This window comes from Bacillus sp. C28GYM-DRY-1 (assembly GCF_030519405.1).
Classification (GTDB): Bacteria; Bacillota; Bacilli; order Bacillales; family Bacillaceae; genus Bacillus; species Bacillus spizizenii_A.
In genome coordinates, this window is the sequence record NZ_JAUMKF010000015.1 from 1 (window position 1) to 13,705 (window position 13,705).

The following is a 13,705-nucleotide window of genomic DNA, read 5'->3' on the forward strand; positions in this document are numbered from 1 at the left end:
GAAGAATTTCTTGTGTGGAACATAAGAAAGACACCGTCCTTTTGAAGTCTTTCTTTTATTTTATTACAGGAGAATGGATATTTTAAGGGAAAAATAAAGGCTGTCGAGATTTTCTCGACAGCCTGAAGAACGTACATTTTGTGATGTACGTTCTTTTTTATCTATATGTATTCTAGCATCCCGCACCCCCCCCTTTACATATTTAACATTCACTTTTGATTAAAAGAAGCTAATCATCCCTATAACAGGCTGATTAGCTTTAACAGAACACTAGATCTCAAGAATCAACCGCACTCTCTTCCCGCCATTTTTGATGGTCCCATATCCTGAAAAACGGATAGTAGATAGCACAGGTAATTACAAGATTCACCAGCTGCATAATGGCGCCCGATACCTTTCCGCCTGTCGCCAGGTAGCCTGATATGAGAGGCGGCATCGTCCATGGCACGGCGATTCCCGCTGGCCTTGCCACCAGTCCGGTGCTCATTCCGATATAAGTTGCGGTAATTGTGAGGAGTGGTGCAATGATGAATGGAACGATGAGGAGCGGGTTCATGACAATCGGCATGCCGAAAATGATCGGCTCGTTGATATTAAATAATGCAGGCCCAATCCCCAGCCGGCCAAGCTGCTTCATTTGTTTGCTCCGGGAACGCACAAGCATCGTCAGGACAAGTGCCAGCGTCGCTCCGCTTCCGCCGACATTAATCCAAATTTGAAAAAACTGTGTTGTAAAAATACTCGGCAGCGCCTCTCCAGCTTGGAACGCGAGACGGTTGGCATCCATCGCGCCGTACCAAATCGGCGCCATGATTCCGCCAATGATGGAAGCTCCGTGAATCCCGCACGACCAAAGCAGCATCTGCACAAATTCAGCAATCAGGCTCCCGCCAAGACTGCCCCCAAGAATGGAAAGCGGTGTGCCAAGAAGGTCTCCTACGACATTGTGCAGGCTTTGAAAAGGCGTCATTTCAATGAGAAGACGCGCCAGCCACACGAGAAACACAATGATAAAGCCGGGAATCAACGCGACAAATGATTTGCTTACCGCCGGCGGCACGCCGTCTGGCATTTTGAAGACGATATTTTTTTGAATAATATACCGATATATTTCAGTTGAAAATAAAGCGATCAGCATAGCGACAAATAAACCTTTGCTGCCAAGCAGTGTAATCGGGATACCGCCACCAACCAAAATGGATTCCGTGGAGCCATCTGGCGTAAACGGCACCTCAAACGGCGTGGCCAATAGAAATGCGGCAATTGATATCGCTCCGGCAGAAAGGGCATCGACACCATAGCTTTCCGCAAGACGATAGGCGATCCCAAAAGCGGCGATCATCGCCATAATATCAAATGAAGCATTAACTGGATAACCGAGCTTATCCGCCCACTCTTTTCCAAACACACTCGTCATGAAATCAGCATAACCGGGAATCGGCAGGCTCGTTAAAATCAAAAAGACAGATCCGATAATAATCAGCGGCATGGTTAGGATAATTCCGTCACGCAAAGCGCTGAGATGCCGCTGCCCGGCAATTTTCCCAGCAACAGGCATGATTTTTTCTTCCATCACCCGAGTGAATGCGCTCATCTAAAAAAGCCCCCTTTTTCATTGCTTTGTAAACAACCTTCGCAATGTTTTCTTTATCTTATTTTGAAAACGCTTACAAATTCATTTGGAAAATTTCCTCTTCCTGCGGAAAAAATCTGCATGCTGCTGAACAATCCAGTCCATGAAAATATTTTTCCTCCTTACTGTCAAACTCTCTTTTTTCTCCGATATTTATATCAAACATCATAGAAGAAAGGAGATGAATCATGAAAAACATGTCATGTAAGCTTGTTGTATCAGTCACTCTGTTTTTCGGCTTTCTCGTCATAGGCCCTCTCGCGCATGCGCAAATCAGCAGCGAAAAAGAGGTTATTGTGGTTTATAAAAACAAGGCTGGAAAGGAAACCGTTCTGGACAGCGATGCTGAGGTTGAACAGCAGTATACGCATCTTCCGGCGGTAGCGGTCACGGCAAATCAGGAGACAGTGAAAGATTTAAAACAGGATCCTGATATTTTGTATGTGGAGAACAATGTCACATTCACCGCAGCAGGCAGCACGGATTTCAACGTGCTGTCAGACGGCACTGACACCTCTGACAACTTTGAGCAATGGAATCTTGAGCCCATTCAGGTAAAACAGGCTTGGAAGGCAGGACTGACAGGCAAAAATGTCAAAATCGCAGTCATTGACAGCGGGATATCCCCCCACGATGACCTGTCGATTGCCGGCGGGTATTCAGCTGTCAGTTATACCTCTTCTTACAAAGATGATAACGGCCACGGAACACATGTCGCAGGGATTATCGGGGCCAAGCATAACGGCTACGGAATTGATGGCACCGCATCGGAAGCGCAAGTATACGCGGTTAAAGCACTTGATCAGAACGGCTCGGGGGATCTTCAAAGCCTTCTCCAAGGAATTGACTGGTCAATCACCCACGGGATGGACATCGTCAATATGAGCCTTGGCACGACGTCAGACAGCAAAATCCTTCATGACGCCGTGGACAAAGCATATGAACAAGGCATTCTGCTCGTTGCCGCAAGCGGTAACGGCGGGAACGGCAAGTCTGTGAACTATCCGGCGGCATACAGCAGTGTCGTTGCGGTATCGGCGACAAACGAAAAGAATCAGCTTGCCTCTTTCTCAACAACTGGAGATGAAGTTGAATTTTCAGCGCCGGGAACGAACATCACGAGTACATATATAAACCAATATTATGCAACTGGAAGCGGAACCTCCCAAGCGACACCACACGCCGCTGCCATGTTTGCTTTGTTAAAACAGCGGGATCCTGCCGAGACAAACGTGCAGCTTCGCGCAGAAATGCTGAACCATATCGTTGATCTCGGAAACAAAGGCTGCGACCAGCAATTCGGCTACGGCTTCATCCAGTATAAAGCGCAGGCAACAGATTCAGCGTACGTGACAGCAGAGCAAGCCGTGAAAAAAGCAGAACAAACAAAAACACAAACCGATATCGATAAAGCGAGAGAACTCGTCAGCAAGCTGCCGGATTCTGACGCCACAACAGCCCTGAAAATTCTGGATAAAGTACAGTCTTACAGAAATGTAAAAGATGCGAAAGACAAAGCCGCAAAGGCAGAAAAGTATAAAACAAAGCAAACTGTTGATACAGCACAAGCTGCCGTTAACAAGCTGCCGAACGGAACAGACAAAAAGAACCTGCAAAAACGCTTAGACCAAGTAAAACGCTACATCGCATCAAAGCAAGCGAAAGACAAAGTAGCAAAAGCGGAAAAAAGCAAAAAGAAAAAAGATGTCGACAGCGCACAATCAGCAGTCAGCAAGCTGCCAGCAGGTTCAGAAAAAACATCGTTGCAGAAACGCCTTAGCAAAGTGAAAAACACCAATTGGAAAACAGCTCAGCAATCCGTATCTGCAGCTGAAAAGAAATCGACTGATGCAAATGCCGCAAAAGCACAATCAGCAATCAATCAGCTTCAATCAGGCAAGGACAAAACGGCATTGCAAAAACGGTTAGATAAAGTGAAAAAAAAAGTGGCGGCAGCCGAAGCAAAAAAAAGTCGAATCTGCCAAAGCAAAAGTGAAAAAAGCGGAAAAAGACAAAACAAAAAAGTCAAAGTCATCCGCTCAGTCTGCAGTGAATCAATTACAAGCATCCAATGAAAAAACAAAGCTGCAAAAACGGCTGAATGCCGTCAAACCGAAAAAGTAACCAAAAACCTGTAAGACTTGTATTCTGGGCCTTACAGGCTTTTTCCATTCCAGTAACAGTATGCACAACCTTTTTCCCATTCAGTTCACAGGCTTTTCCTACTATTGCTATCAGGCCATGAACAGCATAAAATGAACGGTATTACAGTTATCACCACATATGGAGGGATTGTGACTGGCAGGCAGGCAAGACCCATGATGCAAAGGGAGTATTAGTGCCAAAAAAGCAGGGCATTTTAACTCTTCTTTTCGTGTTGGGCTCATAACGGCGCCATGGACAATCCCTATTCTCATGCTCCGTCACCGACGCGGGCATTTTTTGTTGTCCCTGCACGTTTTTGTCATTTTTCAAACGGTATTTCTCACTTTTTTCATTTTGATTGTCAACTTTTCATTTGATACGATGAACAAGCCGACTTTTCTTCAGCAAAGGAGGTTTTGATTGCTTGCAAAAAGAGATTGCAAAAGAATTATTGCTCCTCGCAGGAGGTAAAAGCAATATTATCAGCATCAGCCATTGTACGACCCGTCTTCGTTTTGAGGTAAAAGACGAGACGAAAATCGATATACATGGCATTGAAAATCTGCAAGGTGTACAAGGTACCTTTTTCCGATATGGATTATTCCAGATTATCCTCGGAGCAGGCGTCGTCAATAAAGTATATAAAGAAGTCGTTCACGTGTGGGAGGCCGCGCCTTCTGAAAAGCCTGTTCAACAGAAAAAGGCCAGCCGGAAGCTGAGCCCTGTCGCAGTATTTGCGAAAACAATATCCGATATTTTTGTGCCGATTATCCCGGCAATCACAGCAAGCGGCCTGCTTATGGGATTGATCGGAATGATTAAGGTGTTTCACTGGTTCGCAGCCGACAGTCCATGGATCAAAGTGCTCGATCTCGTATCCAGCACAGCTTTTATTTTACTGCCGATTTTGGTCGGTTTCAGTGCCGCACGGCAATTTGGCAGCAACCCATATTTAGGGGCAGTCATAGCTGGGCTCCTGACGCACCCTGATCTGTTGGATCCGTCTATGCTTGGCAGCAAAACCCCCGCTTCCTTAGACATCTGGGGGCTGCATATTCCAATGATGGGCTACCAGGGCTCCATTATACCAATTCTTCTCTCCGTTTATGTCATGAGCCAAATTGAGAAGCTATTAAAATCAATTGTGCCGAAGTCGCTTGATGTCGTCATCATTCCTTTTATTACGGTCATGGTGACAGGGTGCCTCGCGCTGATTATGATGAACCCCGCCGCGTCCATCATCGGCCAAATTATGACACAGTCGATTGTCTATGTTTATGATCACGCCGGCATTGCTGCCGGAGCTCTGTTCGGCGGCATCTACTCCACCATCGTTCTATCCGGATTGCATCATAGCTTTTATGCAATTGAAGCAACGTTGCTTTCCGATCCGCATGTCGGCGTGAACTTTCTAGTGCCGATATGGTCGATGGCGAATGTGGCCCAAGGCGGAGCGGGGCTTGCTGTTTTCTTCAAAACGAAACAATCAAGCCTGAAGAAAATTGCGCTCCCCGCTTCCCTGACCGCGTTTTTAGGCATTGTAGAGCCGATTGTATTCGGGGTTAATGTCAAACTGATCCGTCCCTTTATCGGAGCTGCCATCGGCGGCGCTATTGGCGGAGCATACGTGGTTGCGGTACATGTCGTGTCGAATTCCTACGGACTGACAGGCATTCCGATGATTTCAATCGTGCTGCCGTTCGGGACCGCTAATTTTGTTCATTATATGATCGGTTTTTTGATCGCGGCCGGCTCTGCTTTTATAGCTACATTGTTTCTCGGGTTTAAAGAAGAGACAGAATAACTGGATTTATTCGATTTCATTCATAAAACGGGGGATGAAAGGACAAAAAAGCTATGAAAATTAAAAGAATTTTAAATCATAATGCTATCGTCGTAAAGGATCAAAATGAAGAGAAGATTCTCTTAGGCGCAGGAATTGCGTTCGACAAAAAGAAGAATGATATTGTCGATCCATCAAAAATAGAAAAAACCTTTGTAAGAAAAGATACAGCTGACTATAAGCAGTTCGAAGAGATTTTAGAAACATTGCCGGAAGACCATATTCAGATCTCTGAGCAAATTATCTCCCATGCCGAAAAAGAGCTGAACATCAAAATCAACGAGCGTATTCATGTCGCTTTTTCAGACCATCTTTCCTTTGCGATCGAACGCCTTAGCAATGGAATGGTCATCAAAAACCCGCTGCTGAATGAGATCAAAGTGCTTTATCCGAAGGAATTCCAGATCGGCTTGTGGGCCAGAGCGCTGATTCAAGAGAAACTGGGGATTCACATTCCTGACGATGAAATCGGCAATATCGCCATGCATATCCATACGGCTAGAAACAATGCCGGTGACATGACGCAGACACTTGATATTACAACGATGATCCGTGATATTATCGAGATTATTGAAACTCAGCTGTCAATCAATATTGTAGAAGATACCATCTCTTATGAACGGCTTGTGACCCATCTCCGCTTTGCGATTCAACACATCAAAGCGGGCGAATCCATTTACGAGCTGGATGCAGAAATGATCGACATTATTAAAGAGAAGTTTAAGGATGCCTTCCTGTGTGCCCTAAGCATCGGCACATTTGTGAAGAAGGAATACGGTTTTGAGTTTCCTGAAAAAGAATTATGCTATATTGCCATGCATATTCAGCGGTTTTACCAACGGTCAGTTGCGCGCTGAGGCAAACAAAAAAACGCTTTTGAAATGATCAAAAGCGTTTTTTATATTGAATTTATTGGTTGATGGCCGGGTTCCCGATCGTATTCCACTTCGTATAGGACATGTAATGGAAATACTCATCGCGATATGGATGTTTTGTATTGGAGTTCCAAGGCTTTTCTCCGCCGCAGAAGTGCACGATTGCCGGGTTTTCTCTCGTTTCATTATATTGCTTCTGCCCTAACAGTGTCGGGGGAGTTTTCAATTTTAACATGATGTATGTTTGAGCGTTCCAGCGCGGGTGAAGCTCATACCACTTATCATATAAAATCGCATTCAGTGCATCTTGGTCGTGCAGCACGAGAAAGTCTTCAGATGGGTTTTCATTGATAAAGTTGATGACTTTTTCTGTGATGTTTTGCTTTCTCCAAGGTTCAAAATCAATAATCATGATACCTGAATTAAAATACTTCCCAGTATCAGTGACATTCATTTCTTTCAGGCGTTCATGCTGCCCCGCATCTTCAACAGCAGCCACCGTATATGGCGCAATATCCAAATCCCACAGTTTCGAAATATCCTCAAGGATAATCGCATCACAATCGACATATATCATTCGTTTGATGCTCTCATCCTTAATTAAGTCAGGAATCGAAATGCGGTAATACGCTGCTTTTGTAATATGGCTGCTCTCTACCGCATGTTCATACATATTAGTATCCACTTCTAAAAACTCAATCGGCACGCCGAATTTCAATGTGGTTTCTTCCAGTCTTTTCTTGTTATCAGGCTTAATTCCGCCATCAATGACGTATAGTTTTACCTTTCTTTCCTGATCCATATTTGTCAATAAAGAAACGAACATCCCACCTAAATGACGAGCATAATTATCATCTGCGCATGACACAATATGCATAACTTCATCTTTCTTCAATGATATTCATCTCCCTTTTTGTTGTACAAATTACATTCCCGATTTCAGAAAATTAAACACCATTCTTCAATATTTTTTTAGACAGAATGTGTTATACAGCAAAAAAGGCGTCATTTTTTGAACATGTGATAAAGCCAATAAAGGATGTAAAAGCTGGCGACCGTTATGGCTTCAGCCGAGGCGATGTACCACGGCCAAGGTCCGAGAACATCTAAAAGAGAAGAGCCGCCCGGTTTTTTCGTCAAATACATATAATTCGCACCAAGCCACCGGTCAAGCAGATAAATGCAGACGCCGTACACATTGACAATGAGAACAGTCCCCCATAAAGAACGCTGTCTGAGTCTGTACGTCCCAATTAACGCCATCAGCAGACAGGACAGAAACACGGACCCGTGCGAAATAAAAAAGAGGATATATCGAATATGCGGAAATGAATACATACCGAGATCAGGAGTGGCAAGCGCCTGAATCGAACTGCCGATGCCGACAAAATATAAAAATACAAACAGCTTCCTGCTTTTGGTCACCAGCATGATGGCCGACAAATACACAGACAGGTCACTAAGCTGGAGAGGCAATGAAATGCGCATTGACCACCTGTCCGTGGCGATCATCCATATTTGATAACCGATTTGCGAACCAAGCAACAGGAACACAAACAAATAACGCAAAAACTGGCTGGCCTTAGGCCGCTTGACCGCCTCGCGGAACAGAAACAACAGAATAGCCAAAAGAGCGATAATTGCTAACGTCACCACATGCTCTGCAGAAAAAAGGTGAAACGGATCATGTTTATAGACGGACTGAACATAATTTTGCAAAATGGCACACCCCCGTTTGCGGCTTTTTGTTTATTGTGGTGTTGTATGGGCCTTTTTTATTCAACCGATATATAGGCTTGAAGTTTATATCAGACTCTGTTACAATTCATTTCATAGCTAATGATTCTGATAATTAAAGGCAGGCATAAATAGTGAAACGTTCCTATCAACATCAACAGCTTCGGAAAGAAGAACACGACACACTTTCTAAGCTTAAACAAATGCCCATCGAGTCACTCAACCTGGAAGCCATATCGATTGCGACGAATCTGTATCGATCTGCGCAAAAGCTCCGTATCAAAATGGAGACTAAGGTTCTTTCTTCCTATGGCCTTTCTTGGACAGCTTTCTCCATCCTTTATGATTTATGGGTATGGGGAGCACTCGAAACGAGAAAAGCTGCTGAGCTGTCAGGCATTTCAACAGCTACAGCAAGCAACGTGATCAAAACGCTCGAAAAAAAGAATTTTTGCCGTAAAAGCATCGACACCAGAGATCGGCGACTCGTTTTTGTCTCCATCACTGATTCCGGCAAACAAGCTATTGAAGAACTCTACCCGGAGTTTCACAAAGGGGAAACTGAGCTTATTGCGGGCATGACGATAGACGAACAAAAAACATTGACAGAGCTGCTTAGAAAGGTAGCTGACAATCTTCATACAACATAAGCTTTGACGGGAATCCAGTAGCGGTTTGTCTCCCTGTTTCAGAGAGCCGGCGGAAGGTGCGAGCCGGCACACAGGCAAACGCGAATTACCTCCCCGAGCTTTCTTTGTGAACCTTAGTAGCAAAGAACGGGAAACCGTTATTCGAATGAGCGGAAGACAATGTCTTCAACCAGGGTGGTACCGCGTGCATAGAGCCACGTCCCTTTTCGGGATGGGCTCTTTTTGTGTTTTTAAAAAGGAGGAAGAATAATGAAAACTTTTGAGCAACTCACAGCAGCACAGCAAAAAGAAGTCGAAAGACAGCTTCAGTTATACATGACAGGCGCCCACGAGGTCATACCGCCGGAGGAATTAAAGGCCAAGCTCGTGAAATCAATTTCTACAGGAATACCATTAAAAATTAAGCTCGGATTAGATCCGTCTGCTCCGGATGTACATTTGGGCCATACGGTTGTGTTAAACAAGCTTCGCCAATTTCAAGAAAACGGCCACATTGTCCAGCTGTTAATTGGGGATTTCACAGGAAAAATCGGTGATCCGACCGGAAAATCAGCAGCCAGAAAGCAGCTGACTGATGAAGAAGTACAGCACAACGCCAAAACATACTTTCAGCAATTCGGAAAAGTGCTGGATCCTGAAAAAGTCGAGCTTCACTACAATTCGAAATGGCTGAAAACATTGAAACTGGAGGATGTCATTGAATTGGCAGGAAAAATAACTGTAGCTCGCCTGATGGAACGCGACGATTTTGAAGAACGCATTGCCATGCAAAAGCCAATCTCGCTTCATGAATTCTTTTACCCGTTGATGCAGGGATATGATTCCGTCGTTCTCGAAAGCGATATTGAATTAGGCGGGACAGATCAGCATTTCAATGTGCTGATGGGCCGGCATTTCCAAGAACGATACAACAAGGAAAAACAGGTCGTCATCCTTATGCCGCTCTTGGAAGGCTTGGACGGCGTTGAGAAAATGTCGAAATCTAAACATAACTACATCGGCATTGATGAACATCCAAACGACATGTATGGGAAAACGATGTCACTGCCTGACAGCCTGATGAAAAAATACATTCATTTGGCAACTGACATAGAGCTTGAAGAGAAAAAACAGCTCGTGAAAGACTTAGAAACCGGCGCCGTTCATCCGAGGGATGCCAAAATGCATGTAGCCAAAACGATCGTCCGTATGTATCACGGAGCGGAAAGAGCTGAAGCTGCTGAACACTCATTTAAAACAGTCTTTCAGGAAAACAGCCTGCCAGAGGATATTCCAGCTGTAAACTGGAAAGGCGAGAAAAAGATAGCGATTATTGATTTGCTCGTCAAGCTAGAGCTTCTCTCTTCGAAAAGCGAGGCACGCCGCATGATTCAAAACGGCGGTGTCCGAATCAACGGAGAAAAAATAACAGATATTCACGCCATTGCAGAGATAAAAGAAAATATGATTATCCAAGTCGGCAAACGCAAGTTTCTAAAACTTAGATAGCCTGATATTCCAAAACGCTTATGACTCTTTATTCATAAGCGTTTTTTTGCAGGTATAAAGCACTGTCTTTTCAAAAACGCTCTCCCTTTTGCAGGAAATTCTTTTAGCATCCCGAAATATTCCCCATCCAGACATTAGGGAGGTTTTTTTCTGATGAAAAAGCTTTTGACTGTAATGACGATGGCCGTTTTAACTGCTGGCACGATTATCATGCCGGCACAGAGTGTCACCCCCGCCGCGCGCGCTGTTCAAATATCAGATAGCGAACGAGAGCTCCCATTCAAAGCAAAGCGTGCGTATTCAACCATTTCTCAGCTTAGTGAAGCAATCGGTCCCAGAATTGCCGGAACGGCCGCTGAAAAAAAGAGTGCCCTGTTCATCGCTTCATCCTTAAAAAAATTAAAGCTAGATGTGAAGGTACAACGATTCGATATTCCTGACCGTCTCGAGGGAACGCTGTCTTCAGGGGGAAACGATATTCTTATCCGGACGGCATCCGGCTCAGCTCCAACTGAAGAACAAGGCCTGACGGCTCCGCTTTACAATGCCGGATTGGGTTATCCAAAGGATTTCACCGCTGACGCCAAGGGCAAAATCGCCTTGATTTCCAGAGGAGATCTTACGTATTATGAGAAAGCCAAAAATGCCGAGGCCGCCGGAGCCAAGGCTGTCATCATTTATAACAACAAGGAAAGCCTCGTGCCTATGACGCCAAATCTGTCAGGCAATGAAGTCGGCATCCCTGTCGTCGGCATTAAGAAAGAAGACGGTGAAGCCCTTCTCCAGCAAAAAGAAGCAACCTTACACCTAAAAGCGTTCACAAACCAAACCTCCCAGAACATCATTGGAATCAAAAAACCAAAGAACATCAAACATCCAGACATTGTGTACGTGACGGCTCATTACGACAGTGTTCCTTTTTCGCCCGGAGCAAATGACAACGGCTCAGGAACCTCTGTTACGCTTGAGATGGCACGTGTCTTAAAAAACATTCCTTCTGACAAAGAAATCCGCTTTATCGCTTTCGGTGCTGAAGAGCTCGGGCTGCTCGGCTCCCATCACTATGTAGATCACCTATCGGATAAAGAGCTTGAACGAAGCGAAGTGAACTTTAACTTAGACATGGTAGGCACAAGCTGGGAGAATGCGTCTGAGTTGTATGTCAACACATTGGACGGCCAATCGAACGATGTTTGGGAATTCAGCCATACGGCCGCTGAAAACATTGGGTTTGACAGCCTGTCTCTCACACAGGGAGGATCATCTGATCACGTGCCATTCCACGAAGCCGGCATTGATTCCGCCAACTTTATTTGGGGAGACCCGGAAACCGAAGAAGTTGAGCCGTGGTACCACACTCCCGAAGACACGATCGAGCATATCAGCAAAGAACGCCTCCAGCAAGCCGGCAATCTTGTGACAGCCGCTGTCTATCAGGCTGTGAAAACAGAAAAGAAACCGAAAACCAATAAGAAACACATGAAGGCCAAACCCTCTGACATTTATGAAGATATCAAATAAAAAAAGACGGCACATTGCTGCCGTCTTTTCTAATCCACCTCTTTCTTAATCCCCAGCATTTTTTCATCAAGATAATGTGCGATCTCCGCGGCTTCCTTCAGCTCGTCTGTTAATTGCTTAGGAACGTCATTGTTCAACTTATAGTAAATCTTATGTTCAAGGCTCGCCCAGAAATCCATCGCGATCGTCCGTATCTGAATTTCTGCTTTGACGTATTCCACACGGTTTGTTAGATTCACAGGCATCTCAATGATTAAATGCAGGCTTCGGTAGCCGTTCGGTTTTGGCGTCTGAATATAATCCTTCACCTTTATGATTCTCAAATCTTCATGCTGCTTTAACACGTTAACGACATTATAAATATCAGAAATAAAGGAACAAATAATACGTACACCGGCAATGTCGTTGATATGCTCCTTCATTTCCTTCGTCGTAATCTCGCAGCCCTTTCTCATTAACTTATTCACGATGCTTTCAAAACTTTTAACACGGGATTTCGTATGTTCAATCGGGTTGTGTCCGTGAATGAGGTTATATTCCTGGCTGATAATTGAGAACTTAGTATCCAAGGCATCTAGCGCAAATTTATAAACTAATAATTCATTTTTCCAATCTTCCATTACTGTTTTTAAATCGTCCATATGTGTTACAGATAAATCCATGTTCGTCATCTCCTTTAACGGATCGTTATCCGCTGTCCATGTACTAGACGTGCTTGCCTCCAGCATGGTTTTATGAATTTTTTTACAAAATGCGGTCGAATGTAACAAAAAAAGACCGCACGAAACAAGCGGTCTTTCTTTTTATCGGAAATAGCTGATCAATAATCCGATCGAGAGCAGGAATCCGAAAAATGTATTCGTTTGGGCTGTTGATTTCATTGCCACAATCATATTCATCGGCATTTCTTTTTGGACGAATCCCTTTACTGCCTGAACCGGCTTAGGCACGCTCAAAAAGACGACAAACAGCCACGGGCTTGCAGCACCGGTAATAACCAGGCCGACAACCCAGATATAAGCGACAGCAAACGACGCAGCCAAGAGAGTGACAGCACCCTTATGCCCCATTAAAATGGCCAATGTTTTGCGTCCGCCTTTTTTGTCCTCTTCAATATCGCGAATGTTGTTCGACAGGTTAATCGCGCCGACAAGAATCGCAATCGGGATCGAAATCAAAATGCTTTGCGTGTTGATCATATCTGTCTGAATGAAAAACGAAATCAGCACAAACACCGACCCCATGCAAATGCCTGAGAATAACTCACCGAACGGCGTGTACGCAATTGGCAGCGGCCCGCCTGTATACAGGTAGCCGATCGCCATGCCGACAAGGCCGATCAGAGTGAGCCACCAGCTGCTGCTTGCGCAAATATAGACGCCGAGCAAAATGGCAATCCCGTATGATGCGAGAGCTAGTTGCAAAATCGTCTTAGGCTTCATTCCGTGGCGTACAATCGCACCTCCGATTCCGACAGATTCTGCTGTATCTAGCCCGCGTTTAAAATCGTAGTATTCATTAAATAAGTTCGTCGCGATCTGGATCCATAAACAAGAAAACAGCATAGCCAGAAACAATAGCAGATCAACCTTCACATAAAACATCGCCAAAACCGTTCCGAGCAGCACAGGCACAAACGATGCGGTTAACGTATGAGGACGGGTTAACTGCCAAAGGATCTGCCCCATGCTTTCTTTTTCCGGCGCTGTCTGTCGCTCACCCTTATTTGTTTGGTTCATCTTCCTCTTCCTTTCTATTAAAAGGCTTACTTTTTTCAGCCGGCAGTTTGATAAAAACTCCTTTTGCTTCCTTA

10 protein-coding genes, 1 pseudogene and 1 other annotated feature are annotated in these 13,705 nt (G+C 44.7%); of the genes and pseudogenes, 6 read left to right on the forward strand and 5 right to left on the reverse strand.

The features are described 5' to 3' along the window. Positions 1-277 precede the first annotated feature (277 nt). A complete protein-coding gene (gene celB / locus Q3W56_RS14415) occupies positions 278-1,594 on the reverse strand; it encodes a PTS cellobiose transporter subunit IIC (protein ID WP_302895960.1) in 1,317 nt (438 codons plus the stop codon). Between the two features lie 227 nt (positions 1,595-1,821). On the opposite strand from celB, the pseudogene Q3W56_RS14420 reads away from it, so the two are divergent. The 3 genes and pseudogenes from Q3W56_RS14420 to sacY all read left to right on the forward strand — a co-directional run bounded on the left by Q3W56_RS14420 (position 1,822) and on the right by sacY (position 6,478). After that, positions 1,822-3,757, forward strand: a pseudogene (locus Q3W56_RS14420) (S8 family peptidase). Positions 3,758-4,202: 445 nt separating this feature from the next. Next, complete coding sequence (locus Q3W56_RS14425; protein ID WP_302895961.1) at positions 4,203-5,582, forward strand: sucrose-specific PTS transporter subunit IIBC; 1,380 nt, start codon at positions 4,203-4,205, stop codon at positions 5,580-5,582. A 53-nt stretch (positions 5,583-5,635) separates the two neighbouring features. After that, complete coding sequence (gene sacY / locus Q3W56_RS14430; protein ID WP_302895962.1) at positions 5,636-6,478, forward strand: transcription antiterminator SacY; 843 nt, start codon at positions 5,636-5,638, stop codon at positions 6,476-6,478. A 52-nt stretch (positions 6,479-6,530) separates the two neighbouring features. Here the strand turns inward: sacY and Q3W56_RS14435 are convergent, their stop codons facing one another. Both Q3W56_RS14435 and Q3W56_RS14440 read right to left on the reverse strand, forming a co-directional pair. Beyond that, entirely contained in the window at positions 6,531-7,391 is an 861-nt protein-coding gene (locus tag Q3W56_RS14435; protein ID WP_302895963.1) for a glycosyltransferase family 8 protein, read from the reverse strand. Between the two features lie 110 nt (positions 7,392-7,501). Continuing rightward, positions 7,502-8,215, reverse strand: coding sequence for a YwaF family protein (locus tag Q3W56_RS14440; protein WP_302895964.1), 714 nt, complete (start codon positions 8,213-8,215; stop codon positions 7,502-7,504). A gap of 152 nt (positions 8,216-8,367) precedes the next feature. On the opposite strand from Q3W56_RS14440, the gene Q3W56_RS14445 reads away from it, so the two are divergent. The 3 genes from Q3W56_RS14445 to Q3W56_RS14455 all read left to right on the forward strand — a co-directional run bounded on the left by Q3W56_RS14445 (position 8,368) and on the right by Q3W56_RS14455 (position 11,892). Next, the gene (locus Q3W56_RS14445) at positions 8,368-8,883 is read left to right on the forward strand and encodes a MarR family transcriptional regulator (protein ID WP_019716173.1); all 516 of its coding nucleotides are present in this window, start codon (positions 8,368-8,370) and stop codon (positions 8,881-8,883) included. Further along, positions 8,878-9,090: a binding site (T-box leader), on the forward strand. It overlaps the preceding gene by 6 nt. Before the next feature lie 39 nt (positions 9,091-9,129). After that, complete coding sequence (gene tyrS / locus Q3W56_RS14450; protein WP_302896021.1) at positions 9,130-10,371, forward strand: tyrosine--tRNA ligase; 1,242 nt, start codon at positions 9,130-9,132, stop codon at positions 10,369-10,371. A gap of 153 nt (positions 10,372-10,524) precedes the next feature. After that, positions 10,525-11,892, forward strand: a complete 1,368-nt coding sequence (locus Q3W56_RS14455; protein WP_302895965.1) for a M28 family metallopeptidase — start codon at positions 10,525-10,527, stop codon at positions 11,890-11,892. Between the two features lie 29 nt (positions 11,893-11,921). Here Q3W56_RS14455 and ywaC read toward each other — a convergent pair whose 3' ends face one another. Next, the gene (ywaC, locus tag Q3W56_RS14460) at positions 11,922-12,554 is read right to left on the reverse strand and encodes a GTP pyrophosphokinase YwaC (RefSeq protein ID WP_019716176.1); all 633 of its coding nucleotides are present in this window, start codon (positions 12,552-12,554) and stop codon (positions 11,922-11,924) included. Between the two features lie 141 nt (positions 12,555-12,695). Further along, positions 12,696-13,631, reverse strand: a complete 936-nt coding sequence (locus tag Q3W56_RS14465; protein ID WP_302895966.1) for a 1,4-dihydroxy-2-naphthoate polyprenyltransferase — start codon at positions 13,629-13,631, stop codon at positions 12,696-12,698. Positions 13,632-13,705: the final 74 nt, after the last annotated feature.

Coding starts and splice junctions, on each gene's coding strand:
- sacY (WP_302895962.1), top strand. CDS start 5,636: ATGAAAATTAAAAGAATTTTAAATCATAATGCTATCGTCGTAAAGGAT.
- celB (WP_302895960.1), bottom strand. CDS start 1,594: ATGAGCGCATTCACTCGGGTGATGGAAGAAAAAATCATGCCTGTTGCT.
- Q3W56_RS14455 (WP_302895965.1), top strand. CDS start 10,525: ATGAAAAAGCTTTTGACTGTAATGACGATGGCCGTTTTAACTGCTGGC.
- Q3W56_RS14465 (WP_302895966.1), bottom strand. CDS start 13,631: ATGAACCAAACAAATAAGGGTGAGCGACAGACAGCGCCGGAAAAAGAA.
- ywaC (WP_019716176.1), bottom strand. CDS start 12,554: ATGGATTTATCTGTAACACATATGGACGATTTAAAAACAGTAATGGAA.